The organism is Ureibacillus endophyticus, from assembly GCF_003628435.1.
GTDB lineage: Bacteria > Bacillota > Bacilli > Bacillales_A > Planococcaceae > Ureibacillus > Ureibacillus endophyticus.
Genome location: NZ_RBZN01000003.1, coordinates 55,347 through 78,587 on the forward strand (window position 1 = coordinate 55,347; position 23,241 = coordinate 78,587).

Consider the following 23,241-nt stretch of genomic DNA (forward strand, 5'->3'; position numbering starts at 1 on the left):
GATAGTTGAAATGAATGGAAAAAGAGCAGCACTATATCTCTTAGGGGTAATTCTCTTAGCTTGTATACTTGTGACAATTGCTATTCAAATTTTCTTTGCAACCTATGAACCGAAAAATCAAGGTGAAATGTCCTCCGCTGTACAAGTAAATGATAGTTTCGAACATAGTACATTTTTGACGCTGAAAAAGTGATGTGCAGAAAGGTAAGGTTTTCTGCACATTCTTTTCAATACTTATTAAATAAATGTTAATAACTATTGCTCCTAAGGTAGTTGAACCATCCTCGGCGGAAAGGAGGCGTCTCAAAAATTCTTTTCAGACGCCTCCTTTATTAGCGCTTATTTTTAACGAAAGGTAACCACCAATTCCAATCGCCAAGTAGTTTCATTAAACTAGGGACTAGCATTAAGCGGATGATGGTTGCATCAATTGCTACAGCGATGGCGATACCTACCCCAATTTGTTTTACAGGTAGTACATCCGTAAAGGCAAACGCCCCTGTAATAACAATCATTATGAGCGCGGCTGATGTAATGATTTTACTTGTTGATACAAGACCATCCACCGTAGCTTTGGTATTATCAAATCCCTTTTGATACTCTTCTTGAATTCGGGAAATTAAGAATACCTCGTAATCCATACTTAACCCAAAAACTAAACAAAATACAATCACTGGTATGATTAATGCAATGGTACTTTTATCTAATCCTAAATGACCGTACTGGAATAAGTAAACTAAAATTCCAAAAGCAGAACCAAGGCCAATAATATTCATAAGGATTGCTTTAAGCGGTATTAATAGAGAACGGAAAGCAATCATTAAGATAATGAATGTTGTGATAAGGATAATTGTAACAGCAACGTAAATTTTATTTGAGATTTCATCAAAGATTTCTTGATTAAATTTTGGATGACCGGCAAGAGCAAAGTCTACACCAAGGTCTTCATCTTTCCATTTACGAACCCAATCTTGTGCTTCAGAGGATGTGCTTTCTGCATCTAATGTAATGGTTAAAAACATTTGATTTTCTTTTATAAAATTGTCTTTCACTGTATTTAATAACTCGGCTGTTTGAGGATTTTGTTGTGTTAACTGCCACATATCGACTGATTCGACTTGAGCAGTTGTAAAAATATCCTCCACTTTTGTAACAAGTGGGTCATCAAGTAGCTTTTGTTGGATATCATAAATCAGGTTAAGTGCTTCTTCATCCTCCCATCCATCTTTTCTTTCGGCTAGGAGTATGATTGAAGCGTCCTTTCCATAATTAAAGGTTTCTTGCAATTGGTCATATGCTTGTCTTGATTCATAAGAGGTCGGTAGGGAATCTGCAGAAGGAATATTTAATTCCATATCTCTTAAAGGAAGCATTCCGACAACAAGTATAATTAATGAAACAATGATAATTGCAACGGGATGTTTCATGACAAAACCAGCAAAAGTTCTCCAATATGTACTAACAGGTTTTACTCGTAAAATTCGACCTTTATTTAAACGGTCTCCTAAAACAATCAGAAGGGAGGGGAGCAATGTTATTCCGGATAGAACAGCTAAGAAAACGGCAATCGTTCCACCTAATGCAATGTTTTGGAAAATTTCAACTTGAATCACTGCCATTGCACCTAAACCAATCATGACACAAACAGCTGAAAAGATGATGGACCGTCCTGCTGTTTGAATGGAAATTTGTACTGATTCTTCTATTGAAGAATGGGTACGTTCTTCACGATAACGATTAATAAACAATAAGGCAAAATCAATACTTAAGGCTAAGCCCAACATTGGAACAATATTTAAAATAAAAATTGATAAGTCGAATTGGTTACCTAACAAAGTAAGTATACCAAGGGATGTAACAACACTTACTGCACCGATAATAATCGGCAATAAGGATGCAACAATTGTACCAAAGGCGAGGAGTAGTACAATAACTGCGATTGGTAATCCAATTGCTTCAGCACTTGCTAAATCTTTTTGACTCGCAACATTGATATCCTTTGATATGACAGGCTCACCAGTTATTGAAACTCCAAGTTCGCCATCTAATAGTTCTCTTATTTCATCGACTATTAAATTATAATCTTCTACTTCTTTCCCAAAATTTAAAATAGCATAAGAATACTCATCTTTATGTAATTGTGTATTATCAATAGGTGAAGTGATACTATGAATTTCTTTAACTTTCTTTAGATTTTTGAGTATTTCTTCTATCTCGGTATTGGTTTTGTCCTCAAATAAGACGATGATGGACTTTTCTGGAAGCTCAAAGGTTTCTGATAATTCATTCATGACTCTATTATGGTCGCCATCTACTGAAAATCCGTCACCTTCTAATTTTTTTGGTAACTGGATTGCTAAAAAGGCAAATGTTACGAACAAAATTATCCAAATTGTGATAATTAATTTAACATGTTTTGTTATGAATTGAGAGAACGTCTGCACTTCTAAACCGCCTTTCTAAGAATGTTCAACCTATATAAAAATGCTAAACGAAAACATCGTTTAGCATTCATTATACTAGAAAAAGATAGATAAAATGGTGTAAATAATTCCAGCCATTATTGCAGAAATCGGCATTGTAATTAACCAAGTGATAACAATCTTACGAGCAACTCCCCATTTAACCCCTTTTACACGTTGAGCTGATCCTACACCCATAATCGAAGAAGAAATAACATGAGTTGTAGAAACAGGTAGATGGACAAGTGTTGCACCAAAGATGATAGATGCTGAGGCTAAATCAGCTGCCGCTCCGTTAACTGGGCGGATTTTCATAATTTTCCCACCAACAGTTTTAATGATTTTATATCCTCCGATGGAAGTACCAAGACCCATTGCAATGGCACAGGCTAAACGAACCCATGCTTGTACTTCATCTGTAGTTTGTAGTCCAGATGCAATTAACGCCATTGTGATAATTCCCATCGCTTTTTGGGCATCATTTGTACCGTGTGTAAAGGATTGGATGGCAGCGGTAAAGATTTGTAATGTTCTAAAGCCTTTATTTGTTCGATATAAATTTAAATTCTTAAACAAAATCTTAAAGAGGGACATAACGATAAAACCAGCCCCGAATGCGATAAATGGTGATGCGACTAAACCGATTAAAATACTTGTAAAGCCGTTGTAGTTTAAAATATTAAATCCTGCTGCTGCAATAGCTGCACCTGCAATTGACCCGATTAATGTATGGGATGAACTTGATGGAATTCCAAAATACCAAGTTAGTAAATTCCAAGTAATTGCAGATATTAATGCAGCTAAAATAACGACAGATCCTGTAGTATCGTCAGCTGTTGCATTTAAAGAAAAGGGATCTACGATATCTTTAGCAATTGCTTTTGCTACACCAACAAATGTAATCGCTCCGACGAAATTCATAATAGCGGCCATCATGACAGCAACACGAGGTGGTAAAGCACGTGTAGAGACAGACGTAGCGATGGCATTAGCCGTATCATGGAAACCGTTAATAAAGTCGAATCCTAAAGCGAAAATTACAATTAATATTGTAATAATTAATATAGTATCCATTTTTTAAAATCTCCTGATTCTAAGCATTACGCATAATAATTGTTTCTAAAGTGTTGGCTACGTCTTGACATGAATCAGCAATTTCTTCAAGTTGATCGTAAATGTCTCTCATTTTAATTAAACGTATAGGATCTTTTTCATTTAAGAATAATTGTTTAATGGATGAACGAGAGATTTCATCACATTCGCGCTCATAATCTTTAATAAGAATGATGTGTTTACGCATTGCAATTAAATCTTTTTTATTTAAAAGGTCAGTTGCAGATACGATTTCATCAGCACTTTTTGAAATGTAATCTAAGAATTTATTCATCGATTCATCAAGGTCGATAAAAGAGAACATTTCAAAGTGTGCAAAACAGTGTTCTGCCCCATCTAGTACATCGTCCATTTTATTAGCTAAGGCTAAAATATCTTCACGTTCAATTGGTGTCATGAATGATTTGTTTAACATAACAATTAGTTCGTGAATTAATTTATCGCCATCAGTTTCATATTTTTTCATCTTTATACTCAGTTCTTTTAAATCAGCAATTGATTCGATCCGGTAATCTCTAGCAAAATGTACAGCTTCTCTCATGTTTTCTGCAATTTTATGTAGAGATAAGAAAAATGGATCTGGTTTTTTTGAACTAAACATATTGGTATTGCCCCCTGATATACGGATAAATTTATTGTGAAAATAAAACCTAGACAATCATAACAAAATATTTATAAAATCTACACACAAAGTGCATTAGTTTTTACAAAATTTACATTGCTGTAATATTTATTTCGACATTTTTTGCTAAAGGAAATAAAAAAAGCAAGTTATTAAAAAGGGTTGACCCTAACTAATATACTTGCCTAATGTATGAAAATTATAAGAGATACTAACTTGCATATTATAGGTAATCTTTTAATTCATTTTGTAAAAATGGTTTAGCTGATAAAAATTGTACAAATGCATCATAATTTTTTCGTTGTTCAATAGAAGGTTGTTTCCCTGTGTAATATGCACGGATTAATATGTTTTTAGGTGTATGTTCAATATCAATAAACTCTAATATTTGCGTATCGTATCCAACTAGCGATAATAGTTCAGCTCGTATTGAATCAGTTGCAAGAGATGCAAATCGCTCTTTTATCAATCCATGTTGCGTCATAACTTCAAGCGCTGGAGAATTTAATTGTCTGTTCAATTCATGTTGGCAACAAGGAACACTTAAAATTACCTTAGCGCCCCATTTCACAGCACGAGCTAATGCCATATCCGTTGCAACGTCACATGCATGTAAAGTAACGACCATGTCTACTGCAGTTTCATCATTATAATCGTTAATATCCCCAACTAGAAATTCTAAATCTTCATATTGCAAATCTTGAGCAATGCGATTACATTCCTCTATGACTTCCTTCTTTAAATCCAAACCAGTTACTTTAATATTTAATCCTTTTTCTATTTTTAAATAATGGTATAGTGCAAAGGTTAGGTAAGACTTACCAGAGCCAAAATCAATAATTCGGATTTGACGATTTTTAGGTAAGTAAGATAAAGAATCATCTATAAATTCTACGAAACGATTGATTTGTCGGAATTTATCGTACTTTTGCTTTTTTACTTTGCCTTCTTCTGTTTGAACGCCAAGACGTATAAGGAATGGATAAGGTGTTGTGTCATCTAATAAATATTGTTTTTTTCGATTATGAGATAAATTTAATTGTTTTGGGGATGTGGATTTCTCTGTTTTCCAAAGTACTTTATTTTTTTTCGATAATTGAATTTGAATCGTCTCATCAATGAATTGAACATGGATTTGTCGGAAGTCTTGTAATATTATTTCAAGTTTATTTGGAAATTCTTGTAATATAATGTTCTCGTGTTTTAAAATGCGCTCATATTGATATTCAATTTGTATATGGTAAACGCCTTTTAATTCAACTGGTTTAAGTTTAATTCGTTTAATATCATTCGATTTTTGTCTAGGTTGACTGACAGTGGCTGATACTAGCTTCTTTGATAGTATTCGGTTTAATAACTCTTCTTTCATGTTAACGTATTCCATAGTAAACCGCCTTTTTCTACTTTTATGCAAATAGTTTATCATACCGAAAAAATATAGTGGTAATAACTTGAGTTATTGAGTTTTTTGACTATTTAGATTAGTATTACTATATAGAAAATAATTTTAGAGAAAATTTTTGAATACTTTGTGACAAAAGTATGATAAATTATAATCAAATGATATGGTGTGCGAAAAATTCTGCTTTAAACACTATATCATCTATTATAGAACGCTTACATCTAGGGGGATGCGAAATGTCAGATTATAGTTTTCAACTTTTAGCGATTGTTATTTATATGCTCGCTATGATAGGGATTGGATGGTTTGCATATAAAAGAACAACAAATTTAAACGACTACATGTTAGGTGGTCGTGATTTAGGACCAGCTGTTACAGCATTAAGTGCTGGGGCTGCAGATATGTCCGGTTGGTTATTAATGGGGCTACCTGGGGCAATTTATGCAGCAGGTTTAGTTGAAGCATGGATTGCAATCGGTTTAACTGTAGGGGCGTGGCTTAACTGGTTGCTCGTTGCACCACGTTTACGTGTATATACTCAAGTTTCTAAAAACTCAATTACAATCCCGAGTTTCTTAGATAACCGCTTAAGAGACAATACAAAATTAATTCGTATTCTATCTGGTATTGTCATTTTAGTATTCTTTACTTTCTATGTATCTTCTGGAATGGTATCTGGCGGTAAGTTCTTCCAAAGTTCATTTGGTTTTGATTATCATACAGGTTTATTATTAGTAGCTGTTGTAACGGTAGGATATACATTATTTGGTGGATTCTTAGCTGTTAGTTATACAGACTTTTTACAAGGTTTAATCATGTTCTTAGCCCTAGTGTTAGTGCCGATTATTGGTATTTTCTTTACTGGTGGTATTGGAGAAACAATTGACTCAATTAAATCTGTGAGCCCAGAGCATTTTAGTTTATTTGCTTCAACAGCAACTGCTGCGGGTGTGATTTCATCTGTTGCTTGGGGACTAGGGTACTTTGGACAACCTCACATTATTGTTCGTTTCATGGCGATTAAATCTGTTAAAGAAACTAAGCAAGCTCGTCGTATTGGTATTGGTTGGATGATTTTAAGTTTAGTTGGTGCAATGGGTACTGCATTAGTTGGTCTTGCTTACTTCCAACAATCCGGTCAAACAATTGACGATCCAGAAACAATCTTTATTGTAATGGGACAAATTCTATTCCATCCGTTTATTGCGGGGATTATGTTAGCAGCCATTTTAGCGGCTATTATGAGTACTATTTCTTCTCAATTAATCGTTACTTCATCTGCATTGATTGAAGATATGTATAAAGCGTTATTTAAGAAAGATGCATCTGATAAACATTATGTATTTGCTGGTCGTATTGCGGTATTAGTGGTAGCTGTAATTGCAGCAATTTTAGGTTGGAACCCAAATAGTTCAATTTTAGATTTAGTTGGTTTTGCATGGGCTGGATTTGGTGCTGCATTTGGACCTACAATTCTACTTGCTTTATATTGGAGAAAGTTAACGAATATCGGAGCGCTAGCTGGTATGTTAGCTGGTGCAGTTGTTGCTTTCGTTTGGGGACAAAGTGATGCATTATCAGGGATGATTTATGAAATTGTTCCAGGTTTCATTATTAACTTAGTAATCACTGTAATCGTAAGTTTAATTACATTCAAACCAAATAAAGAAATTGAAGCAGAATTTAATGAAACATTAAATCTTCTACAATCAGAAAAGAAATAAATAGGATTATAGACTCTTAAAGCATTTTGTTTTAAGGGTCTTTATTTTTATTTGTAAGGATATAATATATGGTACGATATTTTAAATGGACCCTATAAACGAGGGAGGAATTATATTTGAGCAATATGAAAGAAGTCGAAGTAATTACTGAAAGAGCAATTTTAGTAGGAGTAAACCTAGGTAGCGATCCTAACTTTGATTATTCCATGGAAGAATTAGCGAATTTAGCTGAGGCTTTGGAAGTTGAAGTTGTTGGGCAGGTCACGCAAAATTTAGAACGTGTAAATCCTTCCCATTATGTAGGCACAGGGAAAATAGAAGAAATTAAAAACTATATAGATGAAATTGATGCGAATCTCGTTATTTTCAATGATGAATTATCGCCTTCTCAAATTCGAAATTTAGAACATGATTTAGAATGCAAAGTCATTGATCGTACAATGCTAATATTAGATATTTTTGACCGACGTGCTAATACACGTGAGGCTAAGATGCAAGTAGAATTAGCTCAATTACAATACATGTTGCCGCGCTTGGTTGGCTTACATGCTTCTCTTTCTCGTCAAGGCGGTGGCACTGGTGGAGGATTTAGAAACCGTGGTGCTGGGGAAACAAAATTAGAATTAGATCGCCGAAAAATTGAAGATCAAATTGCAAGACTACGAAAAGAGTTAGAGTATGTAAAAGAACAACGGGAGACGCAACGGAAAAGAAGAATTAAAAATGAACTACCTGTTGTGTCTCTTGTTGGTTATACAAATGCAGGGAAATCGACTATTATGAACAGTATCTTACGGAAAATTGGACAAGAAGAAAATAAAAAAGTGTTTGAAAAGAACATGCTTTTTGCAACGTTGGATACTTCAGTTCGAAATATTGAGTTGGCTGATAAAAAAAGCTTCCTACTAACTGATACAGTAGGTTTTGTTAGTAAATTACCCCACCATTTAGTAAAGGCATTCCGTTCCACTCTTGAAGAAGCAAAAAATGCAGATCTTTTACTTCATGTTGTAGATGTATCTAATGAACAATATCGTTTTATGATGGATGTTACGAATAAGACATTGGCAGATATTGAAATTGAAGGGATTCCTACAATATATATCTACAATAAGTCGGACTTAGCAAACGTAAAATATCCATTAGTAAGCGGAGACAATATTTGGTTATCTGCTAAAGAAGATGAGGGATTAGATGAATTAATTGAAATGATTCGTCAGCATATTTTTTCTAATTATGTTACTTGCGATATGCTCATCCCATTTGATAAAGGAGATATCGTCTCGTATTTAAATGGAAATGCATTAGTGAAAGCTACAGAATATGAGGAAAATGGAACAAAGCTTACTGTAGAACTTAAAGATATTGACTATAAAAAATTCGAACAATATGTAATTAAATAATGAAAAATGGTAACGATGAATGATGTCGTTACCTTTTTTTATGGTTCTTAATAATTATTTCAGAATATGCTCAGTTGTTACATGTAATAGCAAAATAAAGTAATTTTAACGAAAATAAAGAAAAAATTAAAATTTCGAACTATTTATTAATATATTGAAAAACCTTTCAAAATACTTTATTGTTGTAAAGTGCAATTGTCAGACAACTGACTTCAGTTGGAATTGTCTGAAAAAATGAAAAATAAAACAGGTAGGGTGTTATATATGCATAGCAAAAGTGAAATAGTTAAATCTGTTCCACAAAAGGGTTTCTTCGGACACCCTAAAGGTTTACTTACATTATTCTTTACAGAATTTTGGGAGCGTTTCTCGTACTATGGAATGCGTGCCATTCTAATCTTCTATATGTACTACGAGTTACATGAAGGTGGTCTTGGTTTAGATCAAGTTACAGCTAACTCGATCATGGCTATTTATGGATCTTTAGTATATATGTCTGGTGTAATTGGTGGATGGTTTGCAGACCGAGTTTTTGGAACAAGAAGAGCCGTATTTTACGGTGGAATATTAATAATGATTGGTCATATCATTTTAGCATTGCCACTAGGATTTACAGGATTGTTATTCTCAATGTTGTTTATCATTGTTGGGACAGGCTTCTTAAAATCAAATGTATCCACAATTGTTGGGGATATGTACGCTGAAAATGATAACCGCCGAGATTCCGGTTTCAGTATTTTCTATATGGGAATCAACATGGGTGCATTTATTGCTCCGTTTATCGTCGGAACAATTGGGGAAGAGTATAGTTTCCATCTAGGTTTCGGTGTTGCAGCAATTGGTATGTTAATTGGTTTAATTGTTTATTATGTAACACAGAAAAAGAATTTGGGGTTAGCTGGTATTGAAGTACCAAACCCAATGAATAAAGAAGAGAAAAAGAAAGCGGTTCGTAATTTTGTCGTTGGAATTGTCGCAATTTTATTAATAGGGATAATACTCTACGTAACAGATAATTTAACGATGAAAGTATTTAGTTTGCTTATTACGACACTTGGTGTAGCGATACCGACGATTTTCTTTATTGTTATGTATCGTAGTCCAAAAACAAATAAAGAGGAAAAATCACGTTTACTTGCGTATATTCCATTATTCATTGCAGCGGTAATGTTCTGGGCAATTCAAGAACAGGGAGCAACAATTTTAGCAACATATGCTGATACAAGAACAGATTTATCTGTAGGTAGTTTCGAACTGAAAGCTTCTTGGTTCCAATCATTAAACCCATTATTTATTATTATGTTTGCTCCAGTGTTTGCGTGGATTTGGCTACGTCTAGGTTCAAAACAGCCATCAACTCCTAAGAAATTTGCGATATCTTTATTCTTTGCAGGAGCTTCATTCTTAGTAATGATTATTCCAGCAAAAATATCTGGTGGTACGGAGCTTGTAAGTCCATGGTGGTTAGTGCTTTCATTCTTCCTAGTTGTAGTAGGGGAATTGTTATTATCTCCAGTAGGTTTATCTGCAACAACAAAACTGGCACCAGCTGCCTTTGCTGCGCAGACCATGTCTCTATGGTTCTTAACAAGTGCTGCTGCGCAAGCAATTAATGCACAGCTTGTTCGACTATATGAAGCAGTTTCAGAAATTACGTATTTTGGTTCATTGGGTGGTATGTCCATTGTACTAGGAGTTATCTTATTAATACTAACACCACTTATCTCAAAAGCGATGCGTGGAATAAACTAATTTGCTGTCCGAAATGTGATGATAATCAACATTTCGGACTCTTTTTTTATATAGTGAAGAAACAAATTTTAGGGGTTCTATATAAAAAGTGACACCTGTACCATTACTTATACGTTATTTAATGGTACCCTTATATAATAGAAAGGACGGGATATGTGGTGAAAAAATGGGGATATGCAATATTTACATCTCTATTAGTTTTCGTATTAGCTGCGTGTAGTGAAACTGCAGAACCGAAAACGGGAACGAAAGAAGAAAGTAAAAGTGAACTTACTTTGCAAGAAGTATATGAGAAAGCTATTGAACGTCAAAAGGAGTTAGAAAGTGTTAGTGCAGATATGAAAATGAACCAAGTAATTACTTTTGGTTCTGGTGAAGAAAAATTTGTAATGGGCACAAAGAGTAATATGAAAATGGATATGATAGTCGATCCATTAGCAATGTACATGGATGGTACAATGACAATGGAAGATCCTGATTCAGGGGACGATATCAATGTAGATATGGAAATGTACATGTCTGAACAAGGGTTATTTATGCAAGATTCAGAATCAAAACAATGGATGAAACTTCCGTCCGATCAATTTGATATGGTGATGGGGCAAACTGCGAATCAAGCAAATGCCGCTGAGCAATTAGAAGCTTTAAAATCTTTTATTGATGATTTTAAATTTGAACAAACAGATTCTGAGTATGTTTTAACTTTAAGTGCTGCAAGTGATAAGTTTAAAGAATATATGTTGGAACAAATGCAGCTGAATCAAATGTTAGGTGTTCCTAGTGATGAAGAAGAAATGTTTGAGAATATGACATTTGATAAAGTGAATTATACAATTAATCTTAATAAAGATAATTTTGATATTCTTTCTATGGATATGGTTGTCAATATGGGTATTGGTGTTGAAGGACAAGAAATATCTATAGAGATGAATACAAATATTACTTTTAATAACGTTAATGGCGTAAAAAATATTGTCGTTCCTCAAGAAGTAATTGATAAAGCAGTAGAAATTGAACAATAAGCAAAAATCTCCCAATGAATAAACGCATTGGGAGATTTTTTGTATGTTTATTAATATGAGTGCATCTATACTCGACCTGTTCACAATCTATTATTGATTTTTTAATATTTTGTTATTATAATGAGGAAGAGTTCGAAGATGAGAATCATTTTCATTATACATACTTGATAATTATAGAGAATATGGGGATTAAAAATGAGACTATGGATGTTAATAACCGCTTCAATCATCCTGTCACTTATCTCGCTATTTGTTGGTGCAATTGATATTAGGCCGAGTGACCTTCTCGATTGGGATTCAGATAAAACGCAAATTTTCTTAATGAGTCGTGTTCCTAGATTAATGGCCATAATTTTAGCGGGGGCAGGAATGAGTATTGCCGGCTTAATTATGCAAAGTTTAAGTCGCAATAAGTTTGTATCACCTTCGACAGCAGGTACATTAGATGCTGCAAAATTAGGAGTTATTGTTGCAATGGTGTTTTTCACCAATGTGACATATATGGAAAAAATTATTTTTAGTTTTGCTTTTGGATTAATTGGAACAATTCTTTTTATGCAAATACTTGATCGTATAAAATTTAAAGATGTTATTTTCGTACCATTAATTGGGATTATGTATGGGAATATATTATCTTCCATCGGTACATTTATAGGTTATGAGTCAGATATTTTACAAAATGTTCAATCATTCTTTATAGGAAGCTTCACGTTAGTTGTATCAGGTCGCTATGAGTTATTGTATTTAGCGGTTCCTGCTATTATTTTAGCTTACATATTTGCAAATAAATTTACTGTAGCGGGGATGGGTGAGGATTTTGCTAAAAACCTAGGACTTAGCTACAAAACAGTATTAAATTTAGGCTTAGTAATCGTAGCAGTTATTTCAACAACTGTAATACTAACTGTTGGGGTTATTCCTTTCTTAGGGTTAATTGTACCGAATATCGTATCTCTTTATTTAGGTGACAATTTACGTAAAACGATTCCTCACACAATTTTCTTAGGGGTTGTCTTCTTATTAGTTTGTGACATTTTCAGCCGAATTATTGTATACCCTTATGAAGTTCCGGTTAATATTACAGTTGCAGTAATAGGCAGTGCGATCTTCTTAGTAATGTTATTTAGGGGGAAAGCATATGCGAAAAAATAGTACGAAACTTCTTATTTTATTTGGTTTAGCAATTGTATGCATTTTACTTTTTTCATTTTATAACATTCAAGGTGGATTTAGTTATGCTTTCCCGCGACGCTTAATTCGTGTATGTGCAATGGTGATTACTGGTATTGCAATTGCCTATTCAACGATTATGTTCCAGACGATTACTCAAAATCGAATTTTAACACCATCCATTATGGGGATTGACTCCATGTATGAAGTGGTTCAAACGATTATTTTCTTTTCATTAGGAGCATCTTCAATTTTTGTTGTAAATCGTTATTTAAACTTTGGGGTAGCAATCATTGTTATGGTTGCATTTGCTTTAATCCTTTATCGATTTTTATTTAGAGCAGATAAACACCCAATTTATTTATTATTACTTGTAGGGATGATTTTAGGTGTATTACTAGGTAATTTCGTAAATTTCCTTCAAGTATTGATTGATCCGATAGAATATATAAGTTTACAAAATAAACTATTTGCAAGTTTTACAAACGTTAAATCAGAGTTAGTATACATTTGTATTGTGATTTTAGGTATTGCTTTTATATATGGATCTCGATTAATGCGAGAATTAGATGTAATGTCTTTAGGGCGTGAAACAGCAATTAACCTAGGTGTCAACTACGATAAAATCGTATTAAAAGTATTAGTTTTATCCTCTATTTTAATCGCAACATCAACAGCTCTTGTTGGACCAGTCACATTTTTAGGATTAATTGTTTCTAATTTAGCATATCAATTTATGGTAACGTATAAACATTCGATACTTATTACTGCTGCAAGTTTAATCAGTATTATTGCTTTAGTGGGTGGGCAATTCCTTGTTCTACACGTCTTTAATTTAAATACTACTATTAGTGTAATAATTAACTTTGTCGGTGGTATATACTTCATTTACTTATTATTAAAAGAAAGTAGGTCTGCATAATGATCGAGATTAAAGGAGTAACGAAACACTTTGGTAAAAAGCCTGTAGTTGAAGATGTAACAGTGACGATTCAACCAAAAACAATTACATCCTTTATCGGACCTAATGGGGCAGGTAAATCGACGTTATTATCAATGGTCAGTCGATTATTAGATTCAGATACTGGTGAAGTGTTCCTAGATAAAAATAATGTCAAAAAGATGAAGTCAGATGAATTTGCAAAACGAGTAGCAATTTTGAAGCAATCAAACCATTTAAATGTTCGTTTAACAATTCGTGAGTTAGTTTCATTTGGACGTTATCCTTATTCAAAGGGTCGTTTAACGGAAGAAGATGAAAAGTTCATTGATCAAGCAATTGAATATATGAATTTAACAGACATGCAAGACAAATTCCTGGACGAATTATCTGGCGGACAAAAACAACGTGCATTTATTTCTATGGTTATTGCACAAGATACGGAATATATTTTGCTAGATGAGCCTTTAAATAACTTGGATATGAAGCATTCTGTCCAAATTATGAAAATCCTAAGACAATTAGTAGATGAACTTGGTAAGACGGTCGTAATTGTACTCCATGATATAAATTTTGCATCTGTTTATTCAGATCGTATTGTTGCCCTTAAAAATGGCCGTGTTGTAAAAGATGGTCAAACACATGAAATTATAAATTCTGAAGCTTTACGTGAAGTCTACGATATGGATATTCCTGTACAAGAACAGAATGGATGTCGTATTTGCGTATACTTTAATTCGCATTCTTAGTGATGATTTAGTTGTAGAGGTTGTGCAGAAAGGTTACTTTCTGCACAACTTCGTTTTTAAAAATTTATTAAAGCGTTATAGAAAAAATATTTAAAAAAGTATTGACGTTAATTTTTCAAGTGCTATAATTTCAATTAGCTGATAATGATTATCATTATCGATAAGTAAAAGAGAACAGGAGAGAAATAAAAATGAAAAAATGGAAGTATATAACTGCCACAGCGTTATTAACACTTGCTCTAGCTGCATGTGGTGCTGAAGAGGAATCAACAACTGATACAGCGACGGAGGATACTGCTACAGAACAATCTGCTGACACATCAGCAACTGAAAATTCCGCATTCCCAATGACTGTTGCACCATTAACTGCTGAAAGTGAAGATGAAGAATCAGGTACTAAAACAGTATTTGAAGATGTAACATTAGAACAACAACCTGAACGTCTTGTTGTTTTAGACTATGGTTTCTTAGATACTCTTGATGCATTAGGTGTTGAAGGTGTTGTAGGAGTAGCACAAAACGGTGGTAAAGGTTTCTTACCAGAAAACTTAAAAGAGAAGTACTTTACAAGTGATATCGCAGACGCTGGATCTTTAAAAGAACTTAACTTAGAAGCAGTTGCTGCTGCTGAACCAGACGTAATTTTCATCTCTGGTCGTCAAGCTGGTTACTATGAAGAATTAAAAGAAATTACACCAAATGTAATCTATATTGCTTCTGACAATAAAGATTATGTACAAGGCATTTATGAATCTGTTGACTTAGCTGCTAAAATCTTTGGTAAAGAAGATAAAGCTGAAGAGTTAAAAGCTGCATTCCAAGAAAAAGTTGATGCATTAAAAGAAAAAGCAGCTGGTTATGAAAATGCATTAGTAACAATGTACAATGAGAAAAAACTTTCTGGTTTCGATAACGGTGAAAAGTCTCGTTTCGCATACGTATATAATGACTTTGGCTTCAATCCTGCTGTAACAGGTATCGAAACTTCATCTCATGGTTCTGACTTCTCATTTGAATCAGTATTAAAAGTTGATCCAGAAGTATTATTAGTAGTTGACCGTGGTGCTAACGAAGAAGTAGCTAAAGCTGATGTTGAAAACAATATTATTAAACAAACTCGTGCATACAAAGATGGAAAAATTGTATACCTTGATGGTACTACATGGTACTTCTCTTCAGGCGGTATCACAACTGAAGCAAGTAAAATCGATGAAATCTTAAACGAATTAAAATAAGAATATAGAAACAGCTGTTATTGTAAAAAAACGTCCTATTCCTAGGGCGTTTTTTATGTTATTTTATTATTTTGAATAATAAATTTTACTAGGTTAGTAAATTTAGATGGTGAGGTTTTTATGAAAAAAGTTTCGTACATACTGGCTTTCATTTCACTTTGTATTTTCATTATTATCTTTACTAGTTTTGAGAAGCCAATGTTTGTAAAAATGGATCAATCAGTAACTGATTTTTTCTATGGTAACAAGTTTATTTCAGCTTTTCATTACATAGGAAATACAAAAGTGATTGTTACCACTTCTTTAATACTGTTAATCGTTTTATGGTTAAGGCAAAGAAATTTCCGAGGAATGCTTTTTGTATTGTTGTCGATTGCAGGTGGGAGAGTATTAAATCAAATTATAAAAAATGTAGTCGATCGTCCAAGACCGGAAATGGTGGATCAGCTTACGTCATTTAGTTTTCCATCGGGTCATGCAATGCTTTCCTTATTATTATTGTTTACAATTGCTTATTTACTATCAGAAGTTGTTGTAAGCAAAAAGAATATGGTATTTGTTTGGGTAGTGGCGATACTACTTACTATGTTGATAGGCTTGTCTAGGATTGCAGACAATCATCATTATCCTACAGATGTCTTTGCTGGTTGGACAATTGCCTATTTCTGGTTCATAATTTGTGTGTTTTGGTATGAACAAAGAAAGACAAAGTTTAATAAAATGAAAAAATAACACCTAATTTTAGGTGTTATTTTTTTAATGAAATGTTGTCTGTGAGCATAATATGTTGATAAGTTAAAAAAAGTTGCACAAAGGAAACTTTCCTGTATATAATACTAGTATTATAAAAAAGGAGACTGGGTACCGTATGGAAGGAAACGTTATTTTTGCTTTAGGTTTGACGTTGTTTGCAGGGTTAGCCACCGGGGTTGGAGCTTTAATTGCATTTTTTACCACAAGAACAAATAAAAAGTTTCTTTCAGCTGCATTAGGTTTTTCTGCAGGTGTCATGATTTATGTTTCCTTAATCGAAATCTTTGTAAAGGCAAAGGACTCCCTTACAACGGCTTTAGGGGATACACAAGGCTATTGGATGACGGTTATTGGCTTTTTTGGGGGGATGCTACTTATTGCTCTAATTGACCGCTTTATTCCAAAGAAAAGCAATCCACATGAAGTGAAAACCGTTGAAGATGTAAACGCAGTTAAGTTACAAAATAGTGTTGGTATAGATGAAGAAAAGTTGATGAAGATGGGGGTCTTTACCGCTTTAGCAATAGGGATTCATAATTTTCCAGAAGGTATTGCAACGTTTATGTCTGCGATACAAGATCCAAATGTAGGTATCGCCATCGCAATTGCAGTAGCAATTCATAATATTCCAGAGGGGATAGCTGTTGCTGTACCGATATATTTCGCAACAGGGATACGGAAAAAAGCCTTTAAATTATCCTTCTTTTCAGGTTTAGCAGAACCAGTTGGAGCAATCGTTGCTTATATCATCTTAATGCCATTTTTAACAGAGGCCATGTTCGGTATTATTTTTGCTGGTGTTGCAGGGATAATGGTCTTCATATCCCTAGATGAGTTACTACCAGCAGCTCAGAAATATGACGAGACGCATTTATCAATTTATGGGTTAGTAGCTGGTATGGCTGTGATGGCAGTGAGTTTATTGTTATTGGCATAAAAAGGTGTCGTCTGAAATATCCTTCTGAGACGACAGCTTTACGATTATTGCTATCACTATATAATCGCAGGACCACTATTTTATTGTGGATATTTATAAATATGAAAGGCTGTGTTAAAAAGTCAATTTGACTTTTAACACAGCCCCTTAATTTTTATTCTTTTGTATTATGAACACATAATAATAGAAACAATCATACGGTTCTTTTAAGATGCAGATGTCGCGTTTTCAGATGCGACAGTAAACTGTTCATTTACATGCTTAGGTCTTTCGATTTCGTCTAAAACAGCAACTGCATAATCTGCATAGCTTACATAGCTAATTTGTTGTGAATTAAGAAGAAGGCGATTTTTACCTAAAATGTAGTGGCCAGTTCGAGGACCATCAGAATCGAATAAAGGAGATGGACTTAAGAATGTCCATTTAATAGATGATTTCTTTAAGTCAGTTAAGTTTTGTAATTGTTGTAGAGCAATTTTGCGAGACTCTTGAGGAAACTCGGGAATATCGATTAAACGCGTTTTACATTCCCGATCGATAAATAGACTACCAGGTCCACCAACAACGAATAATCGAGTATTTGTACCTTCTAGTTGATTAATTAAATGTCTTCCTAACTCTACAAGTGAGAATTTTTCACCTGGTAAGGCATTATACGCATTAATTAACACATCAAAGTGCATTAAATCCCTCTTAGTTAGTTGGAATCCTTCCTTCTTAACAACTTTAATATTTCGGTCAATTAATTTTTCTTTTTCACGTACGAATGCGGTAATTTCATGATTCCGCATTTTAGCCTCCATTATAATATTTCTACCGGCTTTACTTGACGCGCCAATAATGCCAATTTTCATAATGAATTACCCCTTTCGAACGATTTTTGGAAGTGTTAAAGGATGCGTGAATAGATTGAAGCATCTTTAGAGGGTTAGTGGAAAATAAAAAAAGATGCCCAATAATTCATATATATGATTCATTGGACATCTTTATTAATGATTTTAGAAATTTTGTGATTATGCTAAAACATCATTTACAACTTCAATTACTGAAATGCCTTGATGATCTGCTCTTGTAAGCAAAATTTCATGCTCAGGGAATTGTTGTTTCATTTTGTTTACAAACTGCTCAGAAATAGCAGGGGGTATGATCGAAATTACAGTAGGGCCAGCACCACTTAGGGCAGTACCATATGCTCCAGCTTCTTTAGCAGCTTTATGAATTTCATCAAAGTTAGGAATTAGTTTTGCACGGAATGGTTCATGGAATAAATCGGATTCCATATAACGACCAATTCGTTCATAATCTTTGTTAATTAATGAAGCGGCTAACATATTAGCATTTGCACTTGCACGAACTGCATAACCACGGTCGAACTGTTCAGGTAATACTTTGCGAGCTTCTGAAGTTTTTAATTCAACATTTGGTACGAATACTACAAAAGCTGCATCTAAATCTTTTACATGGATTGTATCTACTACACCATCTTCATCAAGCATTGAAATTGTAAGACCACCTAAAACAGATGCGGATGCATTATCAGGGTGTCCTTCGATTTGTGATGAGATGTTTAATTTATCTTGTGTTGTAAGGTTCAGCTCACATACAAGGTTCGCTAATTCAATAGCAGCGACTATTGCGGCAGCACTACTACCTAAGCCACGTGCGAAAGGTAATTCACTTTTCATTTCAATTCTGCATGCAGGTAGTTTTTTACCGTAACGATCCGCAACGTCTTTTGCAATTGTGTATATTAAATGTTCTTCTAATACGAACTCTTTTGGTAGGTGATCAGAAAGATGGATAATTTCCCATTTGTCTGAAATTGACACTGTTAATTCTAAATATAAGGACAAACTAAGTCCAATGGAATCAAACCCAGGTCCTAAGTTAGCAGTGCTTCCAGGGACAGTGATTTGCCATTTTTTACTCATAGAATTCCCTCAATATATTTACGAATTTCTTCTTCATCATTTTTAAGAGATACTAAATCAACTTTCGATACATTCATCGCTGTATCTGGGTCTTTTAAACCGTTTCCTGTGAAAACAGTTACGACACGGCTACCTTTTTCAATTTTACCGCTATTTACAGACTTAATGACACCTGCAAGAGAAGCAGCAGAACCTGGCTCAACAAAGATTCCTTCTGTACCAGCGATTAGTTTGTAAGCAGCTAAGATTTCATCATCTGTAACTGAATCAATAATACCGCCTGATTCGTCACGAGCAGCTTCTGCTAATTTCCAGCTAGCTGGGTTACCGATACGAATTGCAGTTGCAACAGTTTCTGGGTTTGCAATTGGCTCACCTTTTACGATTGCAGCAGCACCTTCTGCTTCAAAACCATACATTTTTGGTAGGCCAGTATTTTTTGCTTCATTATATTCTTTAAAACCTTTCCAGTAAGCAGTAATATTACCAGCGTTACCAACTGGAATACATAAGTAGTCTGGAGCATGTCCAAGGCTGTCTACAATTTCAAATGCGGCAGTTTTTTGTCCTTCAATACGATATGGATTAACTGAGTTTACTAATTTTACAGGTGTTGTTTCACTAACTTGACGAACGATTGATAATGCATCGTCAAAGTTACCGTCGATTTCAATAATTTTTGCACCATACATACATGCTTGTGCTAGTTTACCAAGAGCTACTTTACCTTTAGGAATAACAACGATAGATTGAATACCAGCGCGAGTTGCATAAGCAGATGCAGCAGCTGATGTATTACCAGTAGAAGCACAGATTACACATTTAGCCCCATCTTCAATTGCTTTCGCAACAGCAAAAACCATACCGCGATCTTTAAACGATCCTGTTGGGTTTGCTCCCTCAATTTTTCCATATAATTCAATGCCAAGTTCTTTTGATAAATTTACTAAATGAATAAGTGGTGTATTACCTTCATTTAAAGTTAAAGATGGTGTATTTTCAGTAACAGGTAAAAATTCTTTATATTCTTCGATTAGACCTTTCCACATAACGAGTTAGCTCCTTTTGTTCTCACTGGATGAACAGTTGTTTGTATATAAAAGACATTTTAACGCAAAATAGTGGTATTTATCAATAGTATTTAGGAAATTAACAAAATACTCTTATTAATTTAAGTAACTTTATTAAGATGAGTAGAAATAGAATAATTATATGTTCTTTAAATCAGGAAATCCTAAAATATTGTAGGATACACAACTAGGTAAAGTAGTAAAGTAAACATTGCTGCATCTACTACTCAGTTTTCGGGGAAGAAACAGAATTCAATATATAAGATAAAAGACAATTTTCTAGAAATTAGTTGTCCTAATAAGAATATTTTTGAATCTGTCCCTTTGCTATCGAAGCCGATAAACCAAACAATTAGAAGCAGGGATTAGGATACATAACAAGGTAAAAGGGTGTACTTAATGTATTTGCATTTGCCTCTTAGCTTTGGGTACAGAAATGCCTAGCTTTCAAAATTAGAAAAAAGACCACCTTTTTTAGAAAATAATGGTTCTAGAAAAATGTTTTTGTACCTGACGCTTCGCTTTCGGTGCGGAAAAACGAGACACTCTTGCGTAGTAATTGGAATCCCCACCTAAAATAATGCAATGTACGAATTAATGCACCTGACGCTTCGCTTTCGGTGCAGAAAAGCCCAACACTCTTGTCCAGGGGAGTGTTGGGTTTTTTGTCGAATTTTATTGCAATAAAGTCAGAAAATTTGACAAAATGATGTCTTTTTTAGTTAAAAATTTAGTAAGTTAAAGTTTTTTCTGAAAACTTATTGTATTCCATTTTTAATGATGTTAATCTAGCTTTTATTAAAATGTATGTATATATATACAACGGGGGTAGGAAGGAAGTGGAAGTTGACATGAGCTTTTGTAATGAAATTAAAAAACGTTTCATCCGATTATCTAGAGGGCAGCGAAAGGTTGCACAGTTTGTTATTGATAACCCAAATATTATCGCAACTCATATTGCTTCTGATGTTGGAAAGCTTATCGGGGTAAGTGAATCAACGGTAATAAGATTTTGTTATGCTATGGAATTATCTGGTTTCTCTGAACTGCAGGAACGAATTAAAGAAGATTTAATTGGGGCGAAAAATACAGATATTGGTGATCACCCACTTATTACAAAAAAACAAGAACCTCTTTTTAGTAACGTAATGAATCGAGATATTACAAGCATTTTAAATACAATTCAGTTAGTCGAAGAAAATCAGTTTGAGCAAACTGTAAAGTGGATGCACGAATCGAATTTTATATATGTACTAGGCTTTAGACATTCTTCTCCTTCAGCAAGTTTTTTAAGCAATACTTTAGGTAATTACAGAAGACACGTAAAACAAATTCAACATGATGTAGAAGATATTGTTCAACAAATTAGCGGGATGGACGAGCAATCCTTACTATTTGTATTAGCATTGGATGCAGTTCTCGAGGATGTCTTAACAATTACTAAAATAGCAAGAAATAAAAATGTGAAGATCGTTGCTATAACAAATTCAGGTTTATCTCCTATTCGAGAATATGCAGATATCGTATTTACTGTTGGGGCACAAAAACAAGCTTCTGCAGAAACGATAATTGCCTCCCATTCTTTAATCCATTCATTAGTGGAAGGAATGGTAGCTCAAAATAAGAGACAATATACTACATTCCAAAAATCGAATGCGCAAATTGAGAGTAACTTTCTATTCTTAGAAAAAACAAAAATAATTTAAGAATCCTTATGAGTGAATTCGTTAAAAAAGTGCGAATTCACTTTTTTCTAGGATTATTAAAAAAACGTCTTATGCATAAAATTGCATTCTTTATACAGTGCAAAAAGTGCAATAATTACCCTAAAAACCATTCAAAAAGTAGAAAAACCTTAATTTTTTAAATTTTGAATGCTTGAAAATTAGCGAATATTGCTGTCGAGTTTTGTCCGATAATTGGATTATTATAAGTTTGGAAATGAAGTTCTATTTTTCTAATTATCAATAGGTATGTTAAAATATACACGAAATATATAACCACTGATTATAGGAGGCCTCATTCATGAGCAAAGTATTAGTTTTTGGACATAAAAACCCAGATACAGACACAATCACGTCTGCAATTGTTTATGCATACTTAAAACAACAATTAGGTGTTGATGCTGAAGCAGTTCGCCTTGGCGAAGTAAATAATGAAACACAATATGCACTTGATAAATTCGGTTTTGAAGCACCAAGATTAATTGGTAATGTGGCAGAAGAAGCAAATGAAGTTATTTTAGTTGACCACAACGAACGTCAACAATCTGCTGATGGTGTAGAACAAGTAAAAGTAACAGAAGTAATTGACCATCACCGTATTGCGAACTTTGAAACTTCAGATCCACTATACTACCGTGCAGAACCAGTTGGCTGTACTGCAACTATTTTAAATAAAATCTTTAAAGAAAATAATATTGAAATCCCTGCAAACATTGCTGGATTAATGTTATCAGCGATCGTTTCTGATACTTTATTATTTAAATCACCAACTTGCACAGAGCAAGATGTACAAGCTGGTAACGAATTAGCTGAAAAAGCTGGAGTTGACGCAGCTGACTATGGTTTAGCAATGTTAAAAGCTGGTGCAGACCTTTCTGATAAATCATTAGAAGATTTATTATCATTAGATGCGAAAGAATTTACATTTGGCGATGTAAAAGCGGTTGTTGCTCAAGTAAACGCTGTTGATGTAAATGATGTATTAAATCGTAAAGAAGAGTTAGTAAGTTTATTAAATAAAAACGTAGAAGATAACAATTTAAACTTATTCTTCTTCGTTGTAACAGATATTTTAAATAATGATTCAACTGCTGTAGTAGTAGGTAGCGCAGCACAAGCAGCAGCAGCGAGCTTCGGAAAAGAACTAGTAAATGATTTAGTGGATTTACCAGGTGTTGTATCTCGTAAAAAACAAATCGTACCAGTTTTAACAGAAGGACTATAAAAAGTAA

Annotated in this window: 20 protein-coding genes; 13 read left to right on the forward strand and 7 right to left on the reverse strand. The window is 33.8% G+C overall.

From position 1 onward, the window contains the following. Positions 1–10 precede the first annotated feature (10 nt). The gene (locus D8M03_RS02480) at positions 11–193 is read left to right on the forward strand and encodes a hypothetical protein (protein WP_121213095.1); all 183 of its coding nucleotides are present in this window, start codon (positions 11–13) and stop codon (positions 191–193) included. Positions 194–332: 139 nt separating this feature from the next. Here D8M03_RS02480 and D8M03_RS02485 read toward each other — a convergent pair whose 3' ends face one another. From D8M03_RS02485 to D8M03_RS02500, 4 genes are all read right to left on the reverse strand, one after another. After that, entirely contained in the window at positions 333–2,444 is a 2,112-nt protein-coding gene (locus D8M03_RS02485) for an MMPL family transporter (RefSeq protein WP_121213096.1), read from the reverse strand. 75 nt (positions 2,445–2,519) lie between these two features. Beyond that, the gene (locus D8M03_RS02490; protein ID WP_121213097.1) at positions 2,520–3,536 is read right to left on the reverse strand and encodes an inorganic phosphate transporter; all 1,017 of its coding nucleotides are present in this window, start codon (positions 3,534–3,536) and stop codon (positions 2,520–2,522) included. A gap of 19 nt (positions 3,537–3,555) precedes the next feature. Continuing rightward, positions 3,556–4,176, reverse strand: coding sequence for a DUF47 domain-containing protein (locus tag D8M03_RS02495; protein ID WP_121213098.1), 621 nt, complete (start codon positions 4,174–4,176; stop codon positions 3,556–3,558). A gap of 244 nt (positions 4,177–4,420) precedes the next feature. Beyond that, positions 4,421–5,581 carry a class I SAM-dependent methyltransferase gene (locus tag D8M03_RS02500; RefSeq protein ID WP_121213099.1) on the reverse strand — a complete coding sequence of 387 codons (1,161 nt, stop codon included), beginning with the start codon at positions 5,579–5,581 and terminating at the stop codon, positions 4,421–4,423. 254 nt (positions 5,582–5,835) lie between these two features. Here D8M03_RS02500 and putP point away from each other — a divergent pair, with 254 nt between their 5' ends. From putP to zupT, 10 genes are all read left to right on the forward strand, one after another. After that, positions 5,836–7,323, forward strand: coding sequence for a sodium/proline symporter PutP (gene putP, locus D8M03_RS02505; protein WP_121213100.1), 1,488 nt, complete (start codon positions 5,836–5,838; stop codon positions 7,321–7,323). 125 nt (positions 7,324–7,448) lie between these two features. Beyond that, positions 7,449–8,726: a GTPase HflX gene (hflX, locus tag D8M03_RS02510; protein ID WP_121213162.1), complete on the forward strand. Its 1,278-nt coding sequence runs from the start codon at positions 7,449–7,451 to the stop codon at positions 8,724–8,726. Between the two features lie 264 nt (positions 8,727–8,990). Further along, positions 8,991–10,478 (forward strand): peptide MFS transporter, encoded by a 1,488-nt coding sequence (locus tag D8M03_RS02515; protein ID WP_121213101.1) that lies wholly within the window; start codon positions 8,991–8,993, stop codon positions 10,476–10,478. Positions 10,479–10,633: 155 nt separating this feature from the next. Continuing rightward, complete coding sequence (locus D8M03_RS02520; protein WP_121213102.1) at positions 10,634–11,500, forward strand: DUF6612 family protein; 867 nt, start codon at positions 10,634–10,636, stop codon at positions 11,498–11,500. Positions 11,501–11,695: 195 nt separating this feature from the next. Continuing rightward, positions 11,696–12,652 (forward strand): ABC transporter permease, encoded by a 957-nt coding sequence (locus D8M03_RS02525; protein ID WP_121213103.1) that lies wholly within the window; start codon positions 11,696–11,698, stop codon positions 12,650–12,652. Next, a complete protein-coding gene (locus D8M03_RS02530; RefSeq protein WP_121213104.1) occupies positions 12,639–13,592 on the forward strand; it encodes an iron chelate uptake ABC transporter family permease subunit in 954 nt (317 codons plus the stop codon). Before D8M03_RS02525 ends, D8M03_RS02530 begins: the two co-directional genes overlap by 14 nt. Continuing rightward, a complete protein-coding gene (locus D8M03_RS02535) occupies positions 13,592–14,359 on the forward strand; it encodes an iron ABC transporter ATP-binding protein (RefSeq protein ID WP_121213105.1) in 768 nt (255 codons plus the stop codon). The genes D8M03_RS02530 and D8M03_RS02535 overlap by 1 nt, the downstream gene beginning before the upstream one ends. A gap of 191 nt (positions 14,360–14,550) precedes the next feature. Beyond that, on the forward strand, positions 14,551–15,594 hold the full coding sequence (locus D8M03_RS02540; RefSeq protein WP_121213106.1) for a siderophore ABC transporter substrate-binding protein: 1,044 nt from the start codon (positions 14,551–14,553) through the stop codon (positions 15,592–15,594). A 120-nt stretch (positions 15,595–15,714) separates the two neighbouring features. Continuing rightward, positions 15,715–16,326, forward strand: a complete 612-nt coding sequence (locus D8M03_RS02545; protein WP_121213107.1) for a phosphatase PAP2 family protein — start codon at positions 15,715–15,717, stop codon at positions 16,324–16,326. A gap of 136 nt (positions 16,327–16,462) precedes the next feature. After that, positions 16,463–17,284, forward strand: coding sequence for a zinc transporter ZupT (gene zupT, locus D8M03_RS02550; RefSeq protein WP_121213108.1), 822 nt, complete (start codon positions 16,463–16,465; stop codon positions 17,282–17,284). A gap of 206 nt (positions 17,285–17,490) precedes the next feature. On the opposite strand, the gene D8M03_RS02555 is transcribed toward zupT, so the two are convergent. The 3 genes from D8M03_RS02555 to thrC form a co-directional block, all read right to left on the reverse strand. Next, complete coding sequence (locus D8M03_RS02555) at positions 17,491–18,138, reverse strand: NAD(P)-dependent oxidoreductase (RefSeq protein ID WP_121213109.1); 648 nt, start codon at positions 18,136–18,138, stop codon at positions 17,491–17,493. Between the two features lie 159 nt (positions 18,139–18,297). After that, positions 18,298–19,215, reverse strand: coding sequence for a homoserine kinase (thrB, locus tag D8M03_RS02560; RefSeq protein ID WP_121213110.1), 918 nt, complete (start codon positions 19,213–19,215; stop codon positions 18,298–18,300). Continuing rightward, on the reverse strand, positions 19,212–20,264 hold the full coding sequence (gene thrC, locus D8M03_RS02565) for a threonine synthase (protein ID WP_121213111.1): 1,053 nt from the start codon (positions 20,262–20,264) through the stop codon (positions 19,212–19,214). Before thrC ends, thrB begins: the two co-directional genes overlap by 4 nt. 860 nt (positions 20,265–21,124) lie before the next feature. On the opposite strand from thrC, the gene D8M03_RS02570 reads away from it, so the two are divergent. Both D8M03_RS02570 and D8M03_RS02575 read left to right on the forward strand, forming a co-directional pair. After that, on the forward strand, positions 21,125–21,991 hold the full coding sequence (locus D8M03_RS02570) for a MurR/RpiR family transcriptional regulator (RefSeq protein WP_170148368.1): 867 nt from the start codon (positions 21,125–21,127) through the stop codon (positions 21,989–21,991). A gap of 319 nt (positions 21,992–22,310) precedes the next feature. Then, positions 22,311–23,234, forward strand: coding sequence for a manganese-dependent inorganic pyrophosphatase (locus D8M03_RS02575; RefSeq protein WP_121213113.1), 924 nt, complete (start codon positions 22,311–22,313; stop codon positions 23,232–23,234). Positions 23,235–23,241 lie beyond the last annotated feature (7 nt).